The 20,437-nt window shown below is 44.2% G+C and carries 22 protein-coding genes; 10 read left to right on the top strand and 12 right to left on the bottom strand.

The features are described 5' to 3' along the window. Positions 1-884, bottom strand: an 884-nt coding sequence (locus tag QUA42_RS21400) for a CHASE3 domain-containing protein (protein ID WP_333139866.1), incomplete at its 3' end; no start/stop codon positions are given. 32 nt (positions 885-916) lie between these two features. Continuing rightward, the gene (locus QUA42_RS21395) at positions 917-1,048 is read right to left on the bottom strand and encodes a hypothetical protein (protein ID WP_333074094.1); all 132 of its coding nucleotides are present in this window, start codon (positions 1,046-1,048) and stop codon (positions 917-919) included. A gap of 261 nt (positions 1,049-1,309) precedes the next feature. Here QUA42_RS21395 and QUA42_RS21390 point away from each other — a divergent pair, with 261 nt between their 5' ends. Then, entirely contained in the window at positions 1,310-2,332 is a 1,023-nt protein-coding gene (locus tag QUA42_RS21390) for a cysteine peptidase family C39 domain-containing protein (RefSeq protein ID WP_333139864.1), read from the top strand. Positions 2,333-2,568: 236 nt separating this feature from the next. Here the strand turns inward: QUA42_RS21390 and QUA42_RS21385 are convergent, their stop codons facing one another. Both QUA42_RS21385 and QUA42_RS21380 read right to left on the bottom strand, forming a co-directional pair. Continuing rightward, positions 2,569-3,057: a hypothetical protein gene (locus QUA42_RS21385; RefSeq protein ID WP_333062659.1), complete on the bottom strand. Its 489-nt coding sequence runs from the start codon at positions 3,055-3,057 to the stop codon at positions 2,569-2,571. Between the two features lie 170 nt (positions 3,058-3,227). Then, on the bottom strand, positions 3,228-4,256 hold the full coding sequence (locus tag QUA42_RS21380; protein WP_333139862.1) for an isochorismatase: 1,029 nt from the start codon (positions 4,254-4,256) through the stop codon (positions 3,228-3,230). Positions 4,257-4,333: 77 nt separating this feature from the next. Between QUA42_RS21380 and QUA42_RS21375 the strand changes: the two genes are divergently transcribed. Both QUA42_RS21375 and QUA42_RS21370 read left to right on the top strand, forming a co-directional pair. Further along, positions 4,334-5,065, top strand: a complete 732-nt coding sequence (locus QUA42_RS21375) for a TVP38/TMEM64 family protein (RefSeq protein WP_333139860.1) — start codon at positions 4,334-4,336, stop codon at positions 5,063-5,065. Between the two features lie 16 nt (positions 5,066-5,081). Next, positions 5,082-6,617 carry a mercuric reductase gene (locus QUA42_RS21370; protein WP_333139858.1) on the top strand — a complete coding sequence of 512 codons (1,536 nt, stop codon included), beginning with the start codon at positions 5,082-5,084 and terminating at the stop codon, positions 6,615-6,617. A gap of 223 nt (positions 6,618-6,840) precedes the next feature. On the opposite strand, the gene QUA42_RS21365 is transcribed toward QUA42_RS21370, so the two are convergent. After that, complete coding sequence (locus QUA42_RS21365) at positions 6,841-7,689, bottom strand: phosphatase domain-containing protein (RefSeq protein WP_333139856.1); 849 nt, start codon at positions 7,687-7,689, stop codon at positions 6,841-6,843. A gap of 184 nt (positions 7,690-7,873) precedes the next feature. Further along, a complete protein-coding gene (locus tag QUA42_RS21360; RefSeq protein ID WP_333139854.1) occupies positions 7,874-8,959 on the bottom strand; it encodes an RNA ligase in 1,086 nt (361 codons plus the stop codon). Positions 8,960-9,149: 190 nt separating this feature from the next. Between QUA42_RS21360 and QUA42_RS21355 the strand changes: the two genes are divergently transcribed. The 6 genes from QUA42_RS21355 (at position 9,150) to glgA (ending at position 15,465) form a co-directional block, all read left to right on the top strand. Then, complete coding sequence (locus QUA42_RS21355; protein ID WP_333139852.1) at positions 9,150-9,710, top strand: hypothetical protein; 561 nt, start codon at positions 9,150-9,152, stop codon at positions 9,708-9,710. A gap of 147 nt (positions 9,711-9,857) precedes the next feature. Then, positions 9,858-10,859, top strand: coding sequence for a hypothetical protein (locus QUA42_RS21350; RefSeq protein WP_333139850.1), 1,002 nt, complete (start codon positions 9,858-9,860; stop codon positions 10,857-10,859). A 468-nt stretch (positions 10,860-11,327) separates the two neighbouring features. Then, the gene (gene hemC, locus QUA42_RS21345) at positions 11,328-12,299 is read left to right on the top strand and encodes a hydroxymethylbilane synthase (RefSeq protein WP_333139848.1); all 972 of its coding nucleotides are present in this window, start codon (positions 11,328-11,330) and stop codon (positions 12,297-12,299) included. A 357-nt stretch (positions 12,300-12,656) separates the two neighbouring features. Further along, a complete protein-coding gene (locus QUA42_RS21340; RefSeq protein ID WP_333139846.1) occupies positions 12,657-13,484 on the top strand; it encodes a trypsin-like peptidase domain-containing protein in 828 nt (275 codons plus the stop codon). A 341-nt stretch (positions 13,485-13,825) separates the two neighbouring features. Continuing rightward, complete coding sequence (locus QUA42_RS21335) at positions 13,826-13,996, top strand: hypothetical protein (RefSeq protein ID WP_333139844.1); 171 nt, start codon at positions 13,826-13,828, stop codon at positions 13,994-13,996. A gap of 41 nt (positions 13,997-14,037) precedes the next feature. Then, on the top strand, positions 14,038-15,465 hold the full coding sequence (gene glgA / locus QUA42_RS21330; RefSeq protein ID WP_333139842.1) for a glycogen synthase GlgA: 1,428 nt from the start codon (positions 14,038-14,040) through the stop codon (positions 15,463-15,465). A 133-nt stretch (positions 15,466-15,598) separates the two neighbouring features. Here glgA and QUA42_RS21325 read toward each other — a convergent pair whose 3' ends face one another. From QUA42_RS21325 to QUA42_RS21315, 3 genes are all read right to left on the bottom strand, one after another. Further along, a complete protein-coding gene (locus tag QUA42_RS21325) occupies positions 15,599-16,027 on the bottom strand; it encodes a DUF1824 family protein (RefSeq protein WP_333139840.1) in 429 nt (142 codons plus the stop codon). Positions 16,028-16,267: 240 nt separating this feature from the next. Next, the gene (rnc, locus tag QUA42_RS21320; protein WP_333139838.1) at positions 16,268-16,981 is read right to left on the bottom strand and encodes a ribonuclease III; all 714 of its coding nucleotides are present in this window, start codon (positions 16,979-16,981) and stop codon (positions 16,268-16,270) included. Positions 16,982-17,128: 147 nt separating this feature from the next. Continuing rightward, positions 17,129-17,635, bottom strand: coding sequence for an NYN domain-containing protein (locus QUA42_RS21315; protein ID WP_333139836.1), 507 nt, complete (start codon positions 17,633-17,635; stop codon positions 17,129-17,131). 746 nt (positions 17,636-18,381) lie between these two features. Between QUA42_RS21315 and QUA42_RS21310 the strand changes: the two genes are divergently transcribed. Beyond that, entirely contained in the window at positions 18,382-18,525 is a 144-nt protein-coding gene (locus QUA42_RS21310; RefSeq protein WP_015176459.1) for a chlorophyll a/b-binding protein, read from the top strand. A gap of 190 nt (positions 18,526-18,715) precedes the next feature. Here QUA42_RS21310 and QUA42_RS21305 read toward each other — a convergent pair whose 3' ends face one another. The 3 genes from QUA42_RS21305 to QUA42_RS21295 all read right to left on the bottom strand — a co-directional run bounded on the left by QUA42_RS21305 (position 18,716) and on the right by QUA42_RS21295 (position 20,108). Continuing rightward, positions 18,716-18,928, bottom strand: coding sequence for a hypothetical protein (locus QUA42_RS21305; RefSeq protein ID WP_333139834.1), 213 nt, complete (start codon positions 18,926-18,928; stop codon positions 18,716-18,718). A 106-nt stretch (positions 18,929-19,034) separates the two neighbouring features. After that, positions 19,035-19,253 (bottom strand): hypothetical protein, encoded by a 219-nt coding sequence (locus tag QUA42_RS21300; RefSeq protein WP_333139831.1) that lies wholly within the window; start codon positions 19,251-19,253, stop codon positions 19,035-19,037. 462 nt (positions 19,254-19,715) lie between these two features. Further along, positions 19,716-20,108, bottom strand: a complete 393-nt coding sequence (locus QUA42_RS21295; protein WP_006632522.1) for a response regulator — start codon at positions 20,106-20,108, stop codon at positions 19,716-19,718. Between the last annotated feature and the right edge of the window lie 329 nt (positions 20,109-20,437).

The following is a 20,437-nucleotide window of genomic DNA, read 5'->3' as shown; positions in this document are numbered from 1 at the left end:
ATCGATTCCAGTGTTTGCTCCACTGCTAGGGTTCCCTTTTGAGTGATCTGTAAAGCTTGCCGTGCAGATTCCGCACCAGCTTGGGCTTGCTGGGCTGATTGTTGGGAAGCAGCGCCTAACTCATCCATTGTGATTGTAGTTTGATTTACAGAGCTCGATTGCTGTGCGGCTGTGCGTTCCTGCTGTTCAACTGTGGCCGCAATCTCTGTGGAAGAACTAACAATCATATTGACTGACTGATTCATGCTCTTTGCAATGCCTGAAGCAATCCACAGAGCGATCGCAATTGCCGTAAGTGCAGCTAAAGCAGTGCTTAAAATCACCACTGTACTCAGGAACTGCAAAGCTTGAATCTGTTTTTTTTCTTGTTCGAGTAAAATATTTAGCTCGGTGCTTTGAAACTCATTAGCTATAGCATCAACCTGACGAAGCTTGGGCACAACTTGTCTCTTCCATAAGTTAAGTCCCTCGTCTCGCTTACCTTGATCGACCAAAGAAAAGGCTTGTTTGTAGCCGTTGTCTATCTGATCTTGTAAGAGATTCATTTCATCTAGCCGCTGGCGCTGCTGTGGGTTTTGAACCAGCTTGAGTAAATCCTGATAGAATTGGTCAAAGCTGTTTACCGCTTCATTGTATTCAGTTAAGAAAGCACTATCTTGTGCCAAAAAATACCCACGAGCAGCTTTTTGCATACCTGCAAATCCTAGCTGTTGCTCTTTCAAATCTATAACAACAGCATGAGAATTATTTAGCAGTTTTGCTTTCGCTTCTACTTCTTTAGCATTAAAGAAAACCAAAGTAGCAGCTCCTACTGAAAGCAAAATCGGTATGGAATATCCCCACAGAATACGCTCTCTTAATTTTGTGGTTTTGAAGTTAATCACCTTAAAGTTTTCCTAGAATTACAAAAAAATAATTAATAATTAATCGCCTTCAAATCAATGTGAACTGCATATGCCAGTAACATCCGGTTTCTCAGCTTTAAGTTGGCAAACATGGCAATATCTCCTTTGGGGTTAGGTAGCTGAATTATCTGATTGTCAACCATTGATTCAGACTCATCAAGAAAAATCTGGTAAAACTTAATATCGAGCAAGCTATGCAGGTCAAAGTCTTTAGGATTGATGGTTGTTTGGCCTGCTTCGATTTTGGATAAATCCTGTTTATTCGATTGTAGCGGAAAATTGAGGAACGAAGCCCAAACATCGTCAAATTCTCTCTCCCACTCTTCCTCTCTTCCACTATTGATTGGGATCTAAGTCGATCGCATAAATGTTACAACATAGTTAAGCAACAAAATTTTGAGTTCATGGAAATAGTAGTGACGCTGGTGCTGGGTTCGGTGCTGTTACTCTGGGGAATGCGCTTAGGGCGAGTGTTAGTTCGCTCTGGAGTGACGGCTAACGATTTGTTTAAGGGCAGAAATTCGATCGCCCTGCTGTTTTTGGGTTTTTATATTGCCTTGCTGCTACTGGCTCTAAATATGCCTCAAATGCCTGTTTTGCCGATCGAGTGGCGCTTTCACGGGATGCGAGTTACTTGGACTTTGCTACGAGTGATGCTGATGGGAGTCTGCGGTATTGGCTTTAGTATAAGTTGGTTGACAGCACGAGCCCAAGTAATCGCAGTAATTTTAATTTGCTTGTTGGGATTGGGAGGATTTACAGGCGCTGAAAACTATTTTATGGCGCCAATTTACGCTGATTTAATAGATAATTTGCAGCCAAACGGTGTATTTCGGCAAACATCTAACAGCAGTTGCGCGCCGGCGGCGCTAGCAACAGTGTTAAGGCGTTGGGGAATCGATGCGACGGAATCGAGTGTAGCGCGTTTTGCCGGGACAAGTCGCTTGGGAACTTCGATGCCGCAGTTAATTATAGCAGCAAGAGCTTTGGGCGTAAATGCGATCGAACTGGCGCCGACTTGGGAGCAAATTCAGCAAATTAATCGCCCCGGAGTGCTAGCAGTTTGGCTGTTTGACGGCCCTCGGAAGCTACCGCACGCGGTGGCTTTGCTGGGAATGAATGACAGTATTGCTGCAATTGGAGACCCGGCGCGGGGCAGGATTTTCTATTTAGATAGGGCAACTTTTGCCCAGATTTGGCGGGAGGAATACGTGCCGATTTTTCGTTCTGCGGATATCTGGTTAAGTGACAAACAAGCTATGGACTATTTGAGTAAATTAGGATATAGTAGCGGCGATTTAAAAGCAAATATCGAGCGCTTTCAAACAGATAAAAAATTAAAATTCAGCGGTAAGTTAGACCGGATGACTGAATTAATGTTGAGTGGCAGTTTTTTGCAAGAAGTCCCCAGACTGGATGGGAAATAGTTATGGAAAATCGTGAACCGCAGAGGAACTCTTGACCGACAGGGAAGAGGAATCATGCGGTTTTTTTCAAACAATGTTTGAGTCATTCGTTGATAGCGCTCGCAAAAATTCGATCGCCCCAGCAGATGATCGACGATCGCACCTTGGTAGCGTGGCTGCATGAAATTACCGTAAGCGTAGGCAGTTGCATCTAATTCCTCCTATATTTTTACCGTCGAGCGCACCTTGGCTACGCCTCACCGTTTTTGACAATTGGGAACAGTTGAATCGCCCATTTTAGGCTCAGACAGCTTGACTTCCCATCCAGGTAAATTCCACCAATTAACTCGCTGATTCGGCTGAATCCAAAAGTTTAGTTGCGTGATCTTGCCATCCTCAAATCTGAGTGTGGGAAAGGTAGGATAACTGGTATCATCGGTTTCGCGATAAGTGCGTCCAAGGTAATTTAGGCAGGTCGTTAATCCGTCAGTAATTCCCAATTCTTCTACTCCCGTTCCCTTCAATTTGGCATCATCGTAGCTGAAAGAACCGTTGAATGAATTGCCCGCTAACCCGCCTTTGGTAACAGTGATGGTGAAATCGTAGGTTACGGGAACTGCGTAGGCTTGGGTTGCAGTTACAACTGTGCTCAGAATAGTCGTGGCGATGCCCACAGAGAGTTTTGAAATTGCTTGCACACTCGCATCCCGAAACAAAACAACACTATAAATTTCGCTTTCAGTCATCGGGAAACTCCTTAACTATGCTTCTCTCGGAAGTGATTTATCGGATATGATATCATAAGTAATCAGTTAAATGCGATCGCAGCAGAGTGCCAAGCGAACAAAAATTATCGCCTAGGATTGATAATGTATACTTTTTTTGCACTGAAAAACCCAACAGAAAACAAGCGTCTTTAATCGCCCAGAATTAACTGAGTAGATTGAACAATATTCATTCCCGCCGCCGCAAATTTTTGATAAGCTGCATCTGCTTGTTCCGTAAAATCAACAACACCCGGAACTACCACAGGCGAAGTGCAATCTTCCAGCAAATAAACCTTCTTTGCCAAATTCGTATCTCGCGCCAAAATTTCCGTTAACAAATCATCAATTGTCCAAGCAACGCAGTGACTTTTGGCTTGTCCGGCAATAATTACTTCATCAAAATCGAGTAATTTATCAATAAACTTAGCATTCTTTTCAGCAATCGGATTGCCGTCGAACCCATCTAAAACTTCCGGCCGCAAAACCGAATAGTTTTCTGTCAGTGGATTCCCGCCTTTGATTTCAAAAAGTGCTTGGCTGTTGCGGGCTATAGTATGAAAAAATACTGCTTCTTCCACCGCCGAAACCAGCGCGTGTCCGATGCCGCCTAACATTGAGTGATAGGGCCAAATTGTCAGGGGATATTTCCCATCGGCGCTGAGTTTTTTGACGTAGTGGCAAGCCTGTTTTTCCAGTGCTGAAAAATTCTCCCCGCTGATGCTGTGGGTGATGGCGGGATTGACTTTCCAAATGCCTTTTTGGACATCTTCGAGTGTAATAGAAGTTGCGGCTGGTAGGGGGTGTTCGCCTGCTTCGTCGATCCAAAAGATTGGATGAAAAATTTGCATGGCGGTGTGGGTGTCCATTGTCGGTGCAATGGTTGTAATTGCATTTAAATTGCGGTAAATAAATTCGCACAGCCGCAGGTTGTCATCAACTGCACCGCTACCGGAACGGCCGCCCACAAATAATTCAAATTCGGGCAAACAAAAGGTATTTTGGACATCAATTATCAGCAAACAAATGCGGTTGGTGTCCCTTGCGGCTGGCTGGATGCTGTGCTGTTTTGCCCAATCTTTCGCTTGGGCGGCTCGTTCTCGGTAGGGGACTCGCCAGACTTCGCCTACTTTTTTGGAGTCAAAATGTTCGGGAATTGGAAGTTGGGCTTTTGGTGTCATGACAATCGCTTTTAGGCTAGTTTACAGTAATAATTTAAGTTTGGAGTATAATGCTGATAAATCTTTGCGGGTGAATCATGCCAAAAGAAGGAATCCAAGATTATGCTAAGGTAAAATTTAAACGCATAGTGTTGTTTTTTTTGATAGCAATTTTGCTTGCTCTCTTGATTGTAGCAACTAGATCTGCCTACGTTCAAGATGTTTTGAGAACTCTGTTAATGCGGATCGAGGAGTTAGGGTGGTGGGGACCGGTGGCTTTTGTAGCTACTTATAACTTGGCTACTGTGCTGTTTGTACCGGGTTCGGTACTGACGCTGGGAGGGGGGGCGATTTTTGGTTTGTGGTGGGGTTCAGTTTACGTTTTTGCGGCGTCCCTTTTAGGTGCTGTATTTGCTTTTGCGATCGGGCGCTATTTGTGCCGCGATCGCGTGGTAAAATATATGGAATCTCACCCCAAGTTTAAAGCTCTCGATCGCGCAGTTTCCCAACAAGGATTAAAAATAGTTTTTTTGACTCGTCTTTGTCCTTTATTTCCTTTCAATTTGTTGAATTACGCTTTGGGAATTACTCAGGTTTCTTTGAAAGATTACGTGCTGGGTTCCTTGGGCATGATACCGGGTACAATCATGTACGTTTACTCGGGTTCTTTGGTGGGAGAGGTTGCTGCGATAGGCGCGATATGTCAGTCCACAAGTCCCCACACAGAAGCAGCCAAATGGTCGATCAATATCCTCGGTTTTATTGCTACTGTCACTGTTACTGTCTTTGTCACTCGGATAGCCAGCAAAGCTTTGGAAGAAAGTATTTAATTAGGAGGATTTGCGAATGCCGGAGTCAAAAGTCGATCGCGTAACTGTCCCTCCGATGGACGAACACAACCAGAAATTAGTCTCCTATTTGCATCCGCCCGATTGGGTAAATCCGCAGCCTGCTACTTCTTATAATTTAATAGTAATTGGTGCGGGCCCCGCTGGATTAATTGTTGCTGCAGGTGCCGCAGGTTTGGGTGCGAAAGTTGCTTTGATTGAAAAACATTTAATGGGAGGCGACTGTTTGAATGTCGGTTGTGTGCCCTCAAAAGCTTTAATTCGATCGTCCCGCACTGTCGGCGATATCTGGGAAGCAAGTAAATTTGGTGTTAACGTTCCTAAGGGTGCAGAAGTTGATTTTGCTGCTGTGATGGAACGGCTGCGCCGGATTAGGGCGGGAATCAGCGATGTTGATTCTGTTGAACGCTACCAGTACAAATTAGGAGTTGATGTTTTTTTAGGTTCGGGTCGTTTTACTAGCAATAATACAGTAGAAGTTGCAGGGCAAACTCTCCGCTTTAAAAAAGCAGTAATTGCCACAGGTGCAAGGGCGCTACAACCACAAATTCCCGGCTTACAAGAAACTGGATATCTGACAAATGAAACTGTCTTTAACCTGACAGAAAGACCTCAGCGTTTGGCCGTAATTGGCGCAGGGCCGATCGGCTGCGAATTGGCTCAAGCATTCCGCAGGCTGGGTTCGGAAGTCGTATTGCTGCACAAAAATGCTCAGATTTTAGACAAAGAAGATGCTGATGCTGCTAAAATCGTGCAGCAGGCTTTTATACGCGAAGAAATTCAACTAATACTAGAATCCACAATAGAGCGCGTTGAGCAAACAAATGCAGGCAAAGTAATTTCTTATAAATCTCAAGGTAAGGAAGCATCGGTAACAGTAGATGAAATTATTGTGAGTACAGGGCGATCGCCCAACGTGGAAGGATTGAATCTGGAGGTGATCGGCGTTGAATACGATACACAAACAGGCGTATTTGTCAACGACAATTTGCAAACTACTAATCCCCGCATTTATGCCGCTGGGGATATTTGCATGAAACCTAAATTTACTCACGCTGCTGATTTTGCCGCGAGAATGGTAATTCAAAACACTCTATTTTTCGGGCGCAAAAAGCTCAGCGCTTTGACGATACCTTGGTGTACTTACACAAACCCGGAAATTGCGCGCGTCGGAATTGGGGAACACGAGGCTAAGGAAAAAGGCATTGATATCGATACATTTTTAATTCCTTTCAGTCAAGTCGATCGGGCAATTATTGACGGCGAAGAGGAAGGATTTGTAAAAATTCACGTCAAGAAAGGCAGCGATAAAATATTAGGTGCAACTATTGTAGCGCGACACGCTGGGGATATGATTAGCGAACTTACTTTAGCAATGGTTAACAATATTGGTTTAGGAAAGATTGCGAGCACAATTCACCCGTATCCCACACAAGCTGATGCAATTCGGAAAGCAGGAGATGCTTACAATCGCACTCGTTTGACGCCGTTTGTGAAAAATTTGTTTAACCGCTGGCTGGCTTGGACGCGATAAGTAAATAATCTCAAATCTGTTAGCAGCGGAATTATTCCTATCTCTATCTCTGCGTGAATCAGCGTCAATCCCTTGTCATCTGCGGTTAAGAAGAAATTATATTTTTTTTACCGCAGATACAGGCAGATCAACGCAGATTAACGCAGATGAATTAGATCCATCCCGGGTTACTTTAAGTGTAGCATTAGGAGTTGGGATCTCGGCCCCACCAACAAACCCTGCCTTAAAAATCCCCTTCATCTACTTGGAATACCGTCAATCCCAAGCCTCTCCACATATCAACAACTTGTTGGCGATCGTCCAACACAAACTTAACATTATATTTCCCTGCAATATGCTGCCGATAAAATTCTTCCTTCATAATCGCATCCTTCCTCATATCTCCGGTTTTCCGCATATAAAGATCGGCATAATTAACCTCGTACTGCTGCAACCATTTTTCAGTTTGAGGCTGACAATCATCCGTCCGGCCCGACACTACAATGATATTAACGCTGGACTGCCACTTGCGAACGGTATCTAAGACGGGCTGATTGGGCAAATCGCGATCGCACGTAGAAGCATCAAAAGGATTTCTGCCATTTAGAAGTGCCAGCGTACCGTCCATATCGACAATAATTGCATCCGGCAAATCCGGGTTATATTCCGGCGGCGCAACGGGAACACGCACGTACTTATTGTACATCTTCATAATCACATCTTTGCCCACCGAATTAAGTCTTTTCAAATCCCGTTTAATACATTCCTCTACCGGAACTTGGAGAAAAGAATCATTAACTTCCACAACAGCTTTACCTTTAACCAACTCCTTGATATGCTCGATGTGAGCGCCAAAATTAGTATCATCAACAATGACGTGTTTGCCACTTTCCAAAGCCATCAAAATAATCGTATCTCTCAACTTCACAATAAACTTTTCATTCGTCGGCGACCAATGAGAAGCGTGAGCCATTTCTCTGAGCAAATCTTTATTGCTTCGCACCCACTTTGCAGGTTCCGACAGCAGTAATTCCCTAGCAAATTGAGATTTTCCCGAAGCAGGCAAACCGACAAGTACAATAACTCTTTTCATGGTAAGTAGAAGGAAGAAGGTAGAAGGTAAAAAGTAGAATGCTCATACAGCAAGCTTTTTAGCCACCTGTATCTTAGGTTTAATTAGGTGCATTTACTTCTTTATTCTGTCACCTATATATAATGTTAATCTTCGTGGGTAGTGAGGATTTTATTCCTCATTCAAGAAACGACTGTAGTCGTTACTACAAACCTAGATGGATGTAATCTAAACCCAATAGCTCCTCTATTTTATGGATCGTAACATCACGGAGAGCTTCTTTCACTCCCGCAACTCTTCGGGCCCGCAAAGAAAACAAAATCCCGGAATACGGCAAATGTTTCACAGCTAATGCAAAATCTTTCTGAACTTCGATATGTTCGTGCTGTCGGTAAGCTTCCTCGATTTCTTCAACCAAAGATTGATATTTGTCCTTAACTTTTTGATACAACTCACTCCACTCAGGAAAATAAGCTAAAAACTCTTCTCCTTCATTAGTTAAAACAATTTCTATCAGGCGGCGAGTCGAAAACCCTTCGCGGAGATGGGAAATCGCGACATATTGCGGAGACTTAACTTTAACTCTGTGGAAGTTAGCATCGCAGATAATATACCCTTCCGAATCCATCGGATCTAAATGTTGAGCCGCTTCGATAACTTCTTTCCAGCTAGTTAAAGGATAGGATGCGACCAATTCCCAGCCATATTTATTGACCCAAAGACTCGGGTCTGTTTCTACCAGCGTTTGAGTGTTGCGAACCCCGTGCAGCACGATTTGATTGTTTTGTTGCTGGACAACTATTCTATTGTAAGGCGTCATCAACTCAAAGATAAAACACTGGTCGGTTTCTTGTGGCAATTGATATCCCAATTCTTGCCAGACTTTCCAAAAAAGTTCCGCAAAGCTGAACCCAAAACCGTTAACTTCGCCGGCGGCGTCGGGAGTGCCGCTAGATTGCACTCTCCATTCTCCTTTGTAAAAATACAGTACAGTTAGAGAACCGTCTAGTTTTTCATAAACTTTGGCATTTGTCCAATCAATTGCAGCAGCGTGAATTTCTCCGTAATTAAAAAATTTGTTGTAGGGATAAGAAACTATCTGCCAATCTTGAGATGAATCTAAAATAATGCCTCGGCACTGCTGGACTATCTTTTCGCCTAGGGGAGATTCTATCTGCGAGTATTTCAGACAGACTAAATCGGGATATTGGCGGTGGCGGGTAACTTTGATATGATAAGTTTCGGACAAAGTTTCCAATCCGTGCTGGCGCAAATACTCTTGCAGTTCCACGATCGACTCCTAAATTGCTCGCCTTCTCTATATTATATATGACTTCATATTCTGCCAACCTTGTCAAGATAGTCAAAAAACATTCTTCCCGGAAAAGCGAGTCTTAATTTGGTATTTTGAATTATGGTTGTACATACGTGAATGCGGTTCACCGCCCAACTAAACTCTTGGAATATTAAGGAAAAAGACAGTGAAGAAGAAATTATTATTTTTGGCTACTTCTGCTGGTGTATTAACTGCTTTAGTACCTCTATCGGTTGTTTTTGGATCTTCGCAATTGTCGCAGCGACAATCGGGAACAACACACATTGCTCAAGGAGGCACTGCGTTTCCGGTAAATGAGATTTTGCGAAAGTTAAAAGGCAAAACGCAAGTGCCTATTTTTATTCCCAGCAGGATTCCGGTTTCGCAAAAAATGTACTATCCAACTACAGCACAAGCAAACAGCTATAGTATTTCAATCGAGTATAAACCCGATTGCGGCGGTACGACTGTTTGCACTTTTGGGTCAATTCAAGGTCAAAAAGGCGGGGAGTTTACTACAAAACTAGAAGGGGTAACTAAGACGTTAAAAAATGTCAAGCTTGCGGGCGGAGTGAAAGGAGTTTTTCATAACGGTTGCGGGGCTTACTGCACAGCAACTCTTGAGTGGAAAACTCAGGGTTTTATGTATACTGTAGCCATTAAGAACGGACGAGAATCTGATTTAATTTTAATAGGAAATTCTGCTATTCAAGCTGGGAAGCGTTAAGTTTTGTAGTCGGGGACACACAACTTCTATATGTAGGGTGCGTAAGGGCGCACCTTACCGTTATTGTATGATATATCTTAACTCGCACTCGCCCCTTAGAAGATGCTATTGTTTTTTTTGCGCTGACCTACTTAGGGGGAAATCAGGATGAGGGGAAGATGGCTATTTGCGGCGATTTTTGCTTGTGTGGTGACTGCTTTTACGATTGCACCTTTGACACCAAACTCAGCGTTAGCAAGGACTGAACTCCCGATTACAGAAATCCGCTGGTTTAATTATTCCCCTGAAGATAGCTGGCAACCGATACAATTTATTGTGCCCGATCGCAACACTGCAAAATCTGCCGGCAGCCGCAAGTTGCGGTTGTACGACGTTCATATTGCCAAGATGTTTGAGATTTCTCATTTTCTGTGCGATCGCGATCGTGCTTCTGAAGGTTACAATTGGTCTTATCAAGCGGAAAATGGCAATATTGAGATGGGACGCTTCAAAATTAGCTGCAATCTCGCCCGTTCCATAGCTCCAGCTTACGGCTTAGGGAAACCAGAAATTACAGTGATTCGCCGCAACTTCAACCTGAAAAACGGTCGCCCTTCTTTTACGCTAGAAAAATACTCGATTCCCACTTTTAACATTGCTAAAAATAGAGTTGTGCAGTGGAGGGATTTTGTGCAAAAGTTTCCCCCCATTCCCGATAATTCAGCAAACCAAGCTAACAGTATTTTTCCTGCAAGTAACATTTCTAGGCAAATCAAAGGCAAAACGCGAGTGCCTGTTTTTCTTCCGAGCATACTTCCTGTATCTAACACTCAGCAAGTTGATTTTGATGTGCAAGCGGGGGCAGAAGGTTACATTGTGGGAATATATTTAGGCAAAGGATGCCGCGCGGGAGCCTGTTATTTCGGCACAATCGAAGCTAAAAGAAATGAACCGTTTTCGCCTCCTTCCCAATTGCCGCAGGATACTTACAGAAGCGTTGAATTGGCGGGTGGATTCAGGGGGATTTATTTCAATAATTGCGGTGCTTACTGTACGGCTTTTGTTGAGTGGCAAAGGCTGGGGGTGCTGTACCGAGTCACAAGGAGAAATGCACGGCAGCAAGAAGTTGTCCAGATAGCAAATTCTGCACTTCAAGCAGGGCAACGTTAAATTTTGGTGAGAAATGGAAAAGGTACGCGCCAGCGAAGCTATCTTCCCGCAGGCGTTCCCGAAGGGTAGGGAATCGCCCTTTGGTCAACGAAGCTGCTACAAATAAATACGATCGCCCTTTTCCCCTCGCCACTACATTTCTCTCTCCAAATCCCGCAACTTTTGAGCTAATTCTTTCTCGCCGCAGCTAAGCTAACTCCTCATGTCAACCAGGTTCATCCGGCTCGACCCTAGGTAAATCTTACATCGCCGGCAGCCTTTGCTTCGGAATGTCGATCGCTTGGACTGCAAGCGACGCCCAACGCTGGATGGGAAACATCATCAAGGCTCACTGCTACTGGCGCTCAAAATCGGGTATTTCTATTTTATCGCCCGAATTATCCCAACGAGCAATTAAAGTCCCCACCTGCGGTACGCTAGATCAGGTGAATATATTGGCTGATTTCAAGCTATCCTCCGATCGATCTTATGTCCCCAACCACATCTGCCCCTTCCCGAACCGTTCGCATCGGTTCCCGCAAAAGCCAACTCGCTCTCGTGCAAACCCACTGGGTGCAAGAACAGCTACAGAAACACTTCCCGGAACACACTTTTGAAGTCCACACCATGTCCACCCAAGGGGACATAATTCTTGATGTCGCCCTCGCTAAAATTGGCGATAAAGGACTTTTCACCAAAGAATTAGAAACGGGGATGATTAACAATGAAACGGACTTTGCCGTTCATTCCCTCAAAGATTTGCCTACCAATTTGCCCGAAGGTTTAATTTTAGGATGCGTCACCGAACGGGAAAATCCCGCTGACGCCTTGGTAGTTCACTCCAAGCACAAAGACAAGCAACTCGACACCCTCCCAGAAGGTTCTGTAATCGGTACTTCTTCCCTGCGGCGGCTAGCTCAACTGCGGCACCATTTCCCTCATTTTGAATTTAAAGATATTCGCGGCAATCTCAATACTAGACTCGCTAAATTAGATGAGGGCGGTTACGACGCGATTATTTTAGCAGTTGCCGGCCTCGAAAGATTGGGAATGGGCGATCGCATCCACCAAATTATCCCTGCTGATATCTCCCTTCACGCCGTCGGACAAGGTGCTTTGGGCATCGAATGCCGCGCTGGAGATACAGAAATCATGGCCGTGATTAAAGCTCTCGAACACTCGGAAACCGCCCAAAGATGTTATGCCGAACGCGCATTTCTGCGGGAATTAGAAGGCGGCTGTCAAGTGCCGATCGGCGTCAATACCAAAATAGAAAACGGTCAATTAACCTTAACCGGAATGGTATCGAGTCTCGACGGCAAGCGGTTCGTCAAAGATACTGTTTCCGGCGCCGCCGAGACTGCTGAAATGATCGGAATTGACCTCGCTCACCGCCTCCGCCAACAGGGTGCTAGTGCAATTTTGGAGGAAATATTTGTCCAAGTTCAACGTGGTTCCTAAAACCGCTCCGTATCTCTTTGTCAATGCTTTTAGATGCGATATATCGCCTTTTGTACAATAATAAAAATACCAGGCGTTTCGCGGCAAAACAGATAGAGTAGCAGTCTGATTGTAGATTTTTGATGGGATTTTAGGTAGGAATTGCGCGATAGATTTCAAAAATATCTGACTAATTTAGGACGCTCCGCACGGGTGTTAAGCAACCCGGTTTCTGATGTAAGTCTCGCTGTATAGCCCAAGATTTATGGTAAAAACCGGTTTTTTTTCGTAAGTCCTATAATTCTTAACCTACCCATCCACAATCTACAATCAAACATCCAAAATTAATCAGCAATTTATTTCAGGTAAAGGCCCAATATGAGCGCTAGAGAAATTCAATTAAAGCTGGAATTGAAAAAGGTTCAGCAACTGTATAGCAAAATGCAGGCCGACCAACAAGCTTTGCAGAAGCAATTGAAAGAGTTAAAAACTCAACCAGGAAATTTGTCGGATGTAGTCGAGCAAGTCTTGCCGTCGGTAGTGTCAATTTACGTCATGGATTGGGATACAGAAGAAGAGATTTCTTCTGGAAGCGGGTTCTTTGTATCGCCGGACATAATTGTCACGAACTATCACGTTATAGAAGATATTGCCGATCAAGATTACTTCTATGAAGAAGATGAAATCGAACAGGTTTTAGTCGAAACTCACGACGGAAAATTGAGATTGGCCGAGGTGGTGTTTACTGGTAATGCTGAAGAAGATTTAGCCTTACTCTTAATTAGCGATTTTACCTTCGACCCGAACACAGGGGAACAAGTGGATTCTCCCCAAGAATACCCTCCCCTAGAGTTGTCTTTTGATGTGAAAGTGGGAGATAGAGTAATTGCTGTGGGCAATCCTTTGGGGCAGTTTGCTTCAACTGTAACTCAAGGTATTGTGAGTGCAATTCGCGAACCCGAGGAATATGAAGAAGGCGACGACGACGAAGATGATGTTGGTGAGGTGAAGGTGTTGCAAACTGATGCGGCGATTAATCCGGGCAATTCCGGCGGACCGCTGATTAATATGGCAGGTCAAGTGGTTGGGGTGAATACGTGGGGATGGGAAGATGCTGATAATATTAATTTGGCGATCGCCTCTGAAGCTTTGGATGATTTTCTAGCGGGATTTGAGGAGACTTTTGAGGACAATTCTCAGAATTAGTCGGCAGTTATCCGGGAGGATCTCATATTTGTAAAAACACTTCTTCTGGCTCCTTCCTCCTTCTTCTTTCCTCCTGCCTCCTGCCTCAAAACTCCAATTTCTAGCTGGGCTGCTTTCATTAAGATGCTCCCGTTGTCAGTAATATGTGATTCGGGCGTTGGCAAAGCCCTCGAAGAGGATCGCTCTTTTTATCAGAGGGGATGAAAAAGGCGATCGCTATTTCCTAATTACATACTGATGGCTTTGCGTGCAGTTTTACTAATGCGTAAAAGTGAGCAGACTGCATACAATTTTTGATGCTTACCGTCCCTCAGAAAGGGACAGATAAATTTGATTAGATCGTGAAAATTATCGCGGGAGGAGAGTACGGGCGATTGCTCTTTTTTTCACTGCACAGCGACGTGGATGGAAAAAGGGCGATCGCATACTTGAGTAAACTGCGATCGCTACAGCAACTGAGATTTATACTTGTTTTTGGCAGGCGCGTTAATATTGTGCCGCTCGCCCTTTAAACTTAATCTAGACTAACAATCTCAAGGAACACAAAAAAATAATGCGTATTTTATTTGTATCCGCCGAAGCAGCACCCCTCGCCAAAGTGGGCGGTATGGGCGATGTCGTCGGCGCTTTGCCGAAATTTCTGCGGCGCATGGGCCACGATGTCCGCATCTTTATGCCCTACTACGGTTTCGTTCCCGACAAAATGGACGTTCCCAAAAAACCTGTTTGGGATGGGTCTGCCATGTTCCAAAGCTTCTCGGTGTTTGAAACTGTTTTGCCGGGAACCGATGTACCTTTATACTTAATGCAACATCCATCTTTCTTGCCCCGCCGCGTTTACGGCGGTTTAGATGAAGATTGGAGGTTCACTTTCTTTGCCAATGCTGCGGCTGAATTTGCCTGGAATCATTGGAAGCCCCAAATTATCCACTGTCACGACTGGCATACGGGGATGATACCTGTTTGGATGAGCCAAGATCCGGATATCAGCACAGTTTTTACTATTCACAATTTAGCTTATCAAGGGCCGTGGCGCTGGCGTTTGGAGCAGATGACTTGGTGTCCTTGGTATATGCAAGGTCACAATACAATGGCTGCCGCAGTACAGTTTGCAGATCGAGTAAATACAGTTTCACCGACTTACGCCGAGCAAATCAAAACGCCAGCTTATGGGGAAACTTTGGAAGGTTTGCTCTCTTACCTCGGCGGTAAAGTATCGGGCATTTTGAATGGAATTGATACAGAATCTTACAATCCAGCAACTGACAAGTACCTCCATCAACAATTTAGTGCTGATACTATTGAAAAGCGCCCCGCTAATAAAATTGCGCTGCAAGAAGAAGTCGGTTTGGAAGTAAATAAAAATGCCTTTTTGATCGGCATGGTGACAAGGCTGGTAGAACAGAAGGGATTGGATTTGATAATTCAAATGCTCGATCTGTTCATGGCCTATACCGATGCTCAATTTATTGTACTCGGAACGGGCGATCGCTACTACGAAACCCAACTCTGGCAAATGACAGCCCGCTATCCCGGTCGGATGTCCACCCAACTACTTTACAATGAGGCCCTGTCTCGGCGCGTTTACGCAGGCTGCGACAGCTTCCTGATGCCCAGCCGTTTCGAGCCCTGCGGCATCAGCCAAATGCTCGCCCTCCGGTACGGGTGCGTGCCAATGGTTCGCCGCACCGGCGGTTTAGTCGATACCGTTTCCCACAACAACCCGATCGACAATACCGGTACAGGTTACTGTTTCGATCGCTACGAACCCCTCGACTTGTTCACCTGCATGATCAGAACTTGGGAAGGTTTCCGCTACAAAGATAAGTGGAGAGAACTGCAACAGCGCGGCATGAGAGAAGATTTTAGCTGGGATATTTCGGCCCGGAAATACGTCAACTTGTACAGCGATATTTTGGGACTGCCGCCGGAAGAAACCACACCGGCACCAGAGGCAGAATTGATCGTTGGTAAGGGTTAATTTTAGTAAGGTGCGTCAGTCGGTGTTTGATTCAACTGAATCGAAGGGCGATCTGCTGACGCAGCTTACAGCTTAGTAAGGTGCATCAGTCGGTTTTTGATTCAATTTAATCGATCGACTGACTACTGACAAATTAATCAACAAATAAATCGAGAGGTAAATGACCGTAAGTTCCGCTAACTCCACCTTCTGAGGCAGATTGACACGAAATCAAAACCCCCCGGTAAGTTCCGGGATAGCCGTCAACATAATAGGAACCCTTCAAAGTATTGAACTTAATATAAACCGAACCAGCAAAGGTCGAGACAGCATTGGGATCTAAAACAGCTTGATATCCCAAAGCTTTTAAATAAGCTTCTAAAGCTAAAAACCCCTCATCCGTCGAAGAAGCGCACACTCCCAACATTTGATAATCAGACAAACTTGCTACCAGCAAAATCGCTTGACGGAGTGCCTGTTTTTCCAGCGGCGATGCTACAGATTGCATATCCAGACAAGTGAAATCCTTGAGGATTTGCTGTGCTTCTTCAACAGTTAGGGTAGTGGGGTTGTGAGTAGACATGAATTGCTCTGATATTTCCCAAAATTACGATCGACAATCGGGCACTCGTCAACGAATTTCTGCCATTACAACCCTCGATCGACGGCGGTAACACTTGCACAAGTCCTGATTATAACCCACTGTGTGTTCTGGCAATCAATTCGGGCGATCGTCTTCGAGGGCTTTCCTTCGGATCGCTTCGCTAACGCCAACGCCCGTATCGCACAAAAAAGCTAGTAGTTTTGACGGATGTTTTCCAGTTTAGATCAGTCCGCGTTTTTTCAGCTTTGCTAGCGCATCTTCTGCCGCATTTTTCTCCGCATCTTTTTTGCTTTTGCCTTTACCTTCTCCATAAAGTTTCTCTGCGACATAAACTTTAGCGAGAAATTCCGGCTTGTGGGGTGTGCCTCCTGCTTGGACTGTCACATATTTGGGGGGAGTCGTGTCACCATTGGCTTGTACCCATTCTTGAAAGCGATTTTTCGAGTCTACAGTCGATCGAGTTTCCACCACATTTTCGGGAACAGAATCAAACATTTGTTGTACAAACTGGCGAACTTTGTCCATGTCTTGCGTGTCGAGATAGTAAGCACCAATAAATGCTTCAAAAGTGCTGCTGAGCAAATTTGGATTGGTAATCCCACCTTCTCGATAAGCTCCTTTTCCGAGCCGCATTTTTAAGTCTAAACCTATTTCAGTAGCAAATCTGGCTAATTGTTTTTCATCTACTAATGCAGAGCGCCGGCGAGTCAGTTGGTCTTCTCCCATTTCTGGATGACGCTGATAGAGATATTCGCCGCTGAGAAAAGTCAGCAAAGCATCGCCGAGAAATTCTAAGCGTTCGTTGTCTTCTTCGTGGAATGTGGGGTTTTCGTTGACGTAGGAACGGTGCGTGAGCGCTTGGCGCAGCAGTTTTTCATTTTGGAATTCTGGAAGGTTAATTTTGAGTTCTTGTGTTGGATTAGTTAATGGCATAGGAGTTTGGTAATGGTTATTGTTTTTGGAGTTTGGTGTTATTATGTGGACATAAAAGAGCCGCAGATAGCGGTTGGTTTGGAGAATCTAGTTTATCAAATAAACTGGATTTTTGCTATCTGCGGCGGGGGTGAATTTCAGGGATATTTATGCTGCTAGTTTGTAGCTTTCAAGCAAGTTCGGTAATTCATCCAGAAAGTAGAATTCATTTGCGAGCCTTTCCAGATTTTTATTTTCATTACCTGGTCGAGCGAAGATTATCACCTTTTTACCCTTGTTTTGCAGCTTAGGAATCAAGATTTCGCCATTGCCGTCTCCCGACACAATAATAAATGTGTGTGGATATAGACTAATTGCTGCTTCATCAGAACAGTCATAACACAAACAGAAGTCAACAGCATCATGGATTTTCTGGACTACAGGAACACAATCATAGCCAAGATTCACGAATGTTCTTTTTTGAGAAATCTTATTTCTCTGCTGCCAATTTTTGTCGTAAACCTTTCTGGTAACTACATATCCTAATGAAGCAGCAAAAAGCAATAAGTTTTTGGCTTGTTTTACATCTGGGATGTTTTGATAATCCCAATAAATTGAAACTAAAGACTGTTGCTGGCTGAGTTGTTTGCCAATTACTAAATGATTGTCCGTCATCTTTATGTGTCCTAAAACTAATGTTTGCAGGACAGCATAGATAAATTACGCATCTAGTCAAGGAAAGATTGTCTGTGGCTTCGCTCAAAAATGAGGTTTTCCATTTAACAAAACTCTTGACTAACACACTATTAATTTAGTGTGTACTTGCTTGGTTAGCGTCTCAGCGATAGGATGTGCAAATTGCGAATAGGCGTCGTAAAGACCAGTTGATATAGACATTAAAGTTAATGTCGCGCCAAGTGACTTATTACAACTCTCCAAATAAAAACCTAAAACTCTTGCCGTGTCAAGACAAAAACATAGTTCCTAGAGATACCTATTGATTCCAGTTGAAACGAAATTAACTTTAATGTCTATATCAACTGGTCTTTAGGACGCCTATTCGCAATCTGCATATCCTAACGCTGAGACGACTTAACCGACACTTTTTGCTTTTGAATGCGGGTGTCTATCTGAGCTGTATTGTTTTGATACTTGCACTTTAACTGTTAGATGTCAAGGGGTAATCTAATTTAATTTTTTGAGTTTATCTGACACAAATACCCCTGCTAATCTCTACTTGCACAATAATTACACAAAAACGCTATCTATAGCGTAAATAGTCCGTCATTCTCTGCTAATTAACGCTAGATTAGTGGCTGATCTCCCGCATTTGAACAGTAAATGTAAAAATATGTTGCAAACTTTGTACTGCTGTGTTAAGTTTAGTTACATAAGGTTGAAATTAAACGAGGTTTCTGGTCATGGAAAACAAAGACGCAAAAGTTGGCTTCACTGAGTTTGCTGAAACCTGGAACGGCCGTTTGGCAATGTTGGGCTTCGTTATCGGTCTAGCTACCGAATTCCTCACCGGTCAAGGCATTCTCTCTCAAATCGGTTTGATGTAATTAGCTTAACTGCACAATAGCTGAAATTCAGGCGATTAACCCCATCATAAGTGCAAAAGCCCCCCCGCTAATAAGTCCCCTTCACTTCACACGGAAGGGGCTTTTGCATTTTTTATCCAAAAATCCCACAGATAGCACAAACAAAAATCTTTTCCGTCTCAATATTTATCGCGAGACTAACTCCAGCAAACTAAGCAATTTCTACAGAATCCAAAATCCTCAATTTAGGAGTCAAAGTCGCCACCTTCACCAAACCGTCGCGTTTGTGACTCCGCGTGCTATTACCTAAAATCATCTCCGCCAGATCGGGCATTTCCTGCCAGCAGTGCGAGCAGAACCAATAAACGCGATTGTGGCGAGCGTGGCGGAGCAATTTAGAGGAGCAACAAGGGCAACTATTCATGATATTTTAAACCTTTTTTGAAGATATGGAGGGATAACCCAATCATTAGAGAGATTCACGAAGGCCTGCACATCTCAATTCCAGGCACAAAAATAAAAAATCTCTTTCACTCACAGCTTTGAGCGTCGCGCAAGTAGCACTTTTGGATGCCCAACAGTAACACCACAATCAAAAGCTGAACGCTCCAAGGAGCCCAAGAGAAACCCCAAATAAAACAACCCAGCCCGGCCCAAGCCACAAGAACAAAAATATCTTGAGAGGTTTGCCAGTAAACCCAGACTGCTGCCAGAGAAACTATTAGTAGCAAAATGTAAGCTGAGGGCATAGTTGTCTTCTCCCAATGTGTCTGCCAACAGTCAGGAGCGATCCCTGACGTTCTGCTTAAACATAAAACTAAAACCTGAAGAACTTATGAAGACGAGTGAGTTGTTACAAAAAGTAAAATAATCCTGCCAGCTTATATTTTCCCGATAAATCAGTAGGAATACTGAGCTCATGGTTGAGGCCGAATCAGGTTAAATGAACGCACTACCAATAGGGATTTAGGCATCCCTAATTGGTATCAATTTCACCCCAAGACCGACAGGGTTGAAACTGATACCGGACTGAGGTTTTGAGTCTTAAGCTGACAGGACGAAAGGTACGGGGCCTAAATCGCTACATATATCCTGTCCAATCGCCCCGATTCTATCTAAGGAACCATACCAAAGAAACCAAGTTTTTTTAACTCTCTTTGCCTGCAAAACTACTGCTTGAAAAGCTGCACAATTCAAGGCGCGCGATCGATCTATTCTTGCTCCCAGCCCAAAGCCTCAGCGACCTGAGCCGCCAAAAACATGGGTTCAAAAGGCTTAGCAATCACGCTCACCACCCCCAAATCCGCGAACATCCGCCTGTCCCCAGCCAGAGCCTTAGCTGTCAATAAAATTACCGGAATGTGCTGCGTAGCCTTATTAGCTTGTAACTGTAGAAAAGTAGTAGGCCCGTCTTGGTCGGGCATCATCACGTCCAATAGAATCGCATCAGGCTGTTCGGCAAGAGCCTTAGCAACGCCCTCGCGACCAGAACTCGCTGTCAGGACTTCCCAGCCCCCCACCACCTCAAGACTGACTTGAGCTACTTCCCGAATATCTTCCGCATCGTCAATAACCAAGATGCGCTTGGCAGTCAAAATTAACATTTTTTTAGCAATGAGAACTGATCACAGATTAGAGGTGAAATGTGAATATTTTGTAAAGCAAATTATCTTACCCGATCGGACTGTACATTAAATTTTCACACCTGTATAGCAGATGTTGAAGAAAGAAGGAACAAGGAAGACCGAAGTTGCAATCGAGCGGCAGGATTTCAACTAAGAACATCCTAACCGTCTGGCGCGGTTGCTGTAAAATATCCCACCCAAAAAAAGCCGCTTTTCGACCTCAAATCGCGCTTTTTGCCTGCAGTCCCCAAACAGCAGAAAAGGCTGAGATTGTTTGTCGATGACTCGATCGAACAATCTTCACAAAA

It is taken from the genome of Microcoleus sp. Pol11C2 (assembly GCF_036701505.1).
Taxonomy (GTDB): Bacteria; Cyanobacteriota; Cyanobacteriia; order Cyanobacteriales; family Microcoleaceae; genus Microcoleus.
Note: the sequence above shows the minus strand (reverse complement) of the source record. Positions and strands in the feature narration are given on the sequence as shown.

Coding starts and splice junctions, on each gene's coding strand:
- QUA42_RS21395 (WP_333074094.1), bottom strand. CDS start 1,048: ATGGTTGACAATCAGATAATTCAGCTACCTAACCCCAAAGGAGATATT.
- QUA42_RS21390 (WP_333139864.1), top strand. CDS start 1,310: ATGGAAATAGTAGTGACGCTGGTGCTGGGTTCGGTGCTGTTACTCTGG.
- QUA42_RS21385 (WP_333062659.1), bottom strand. CDS start 3,057: ATGACTGAAAGCGAAATTTATAGTGTTGTTTTGTTTCGGGATGCGAGT.
- QUA42_RS21380 (WP_333139862.1), bottom strand. CDS start 4,256: ATGACACCAAAAGCCCAACTTCCAATTCCCGAACATTTTGACTCCAAA.
- QUA42_RS21375 (WP_333139860.1), top strand. CDS start 4,334: ATGCCAAAAGAAGGAATCCAAGATTATGCTAAGGTAAAATTTAAACGC.
- QUA42_RS21370 (WP_333139858.1), top strand. CDS start 5,082: ATGCCGGAGTCAAAAGTCGATCGCGTAACTGTCCCTCCGATGGACGAA.
- QUA42_RS21365 (WP_333139856.1), bottom strand. CDS start 7,689: ATGAAAAGAGTTATTGTACTTGTCGGTTTGCCTGCTTCGGGAAAATCT.
- QUA42_RS21350 (WP_333139850.1), top strand. CDS start 9,858: ATGAGGGGAAGATGGCTATTTGCGGCGATTTTTGCTTGTGTGGTGACT.
- hemC (WP_333139848.1), top strand. CDS start 11,328: ATGTCCCCAACCACATCTGCCCCTTCCCGAACCGTTCGCATCGGTTCC.
- QUA42_RS21340 (WP_333139846.1), top strand. CDS start 12,657: ATGAGCGCTAGAGAAATTCAATTAAAGCTGGAATTGAAAAAGGTTCAG.
- glgA (WP_333139842.1), top strand. CDS start 14,038: ATGCGTATTTTATTTGTATCCGCCGAAGCAGCACCCCTCGCCAAAGTG.
- QUA42_RS21325 (WP_333139840.1), bottom strand. CDS start 16,027: ATGTCTACTCACAACCCCACTACCCTAACTGTTGAAGAAGCACAGCAA.
- rnc (WP_333139838.1), bottom strand. CDS start 16,981: ATGCCATTAACTAATCCAACACAAGAACTCAAAATTAACCTTCCAGAA.
- QUA42_RS21315 (WP_333139836.1), bottom strand. CDS start 17,635: ATGACGGACAATCATTTAGTAATTGGCAAACAACTCAGCCAGCAACAG.
- QUA42_RS21310 (WP_015176459.1), top strand. CDS start 18,382: ATGGAAAACAAAGACGCAAAAGTTGGCTTCACTGAGTTTGCTGAAACC.
- QUA42_RS21305 (WP_333139834.1), bottom strand. CDS start 18,928: ATGAATAGTTGCCCTTGTTGCTCCTCTAAATTGCTCCGCCACGCTCGC.
- QUA42_RS21300 (WP_333139831.1), bottom strand. CDS start 19,253: ATGCCCTCAGCTTACATTTTGCTACTAATAGTTTCTCTGGCAGCAGTC.
- QUA42_RS21295 (WP_006632522.1), bottom strand. CDS start 20,108: ATGTTAATTTTGACTGCCAAGCGCATCTTGGTTATTGACGATGCGGAA.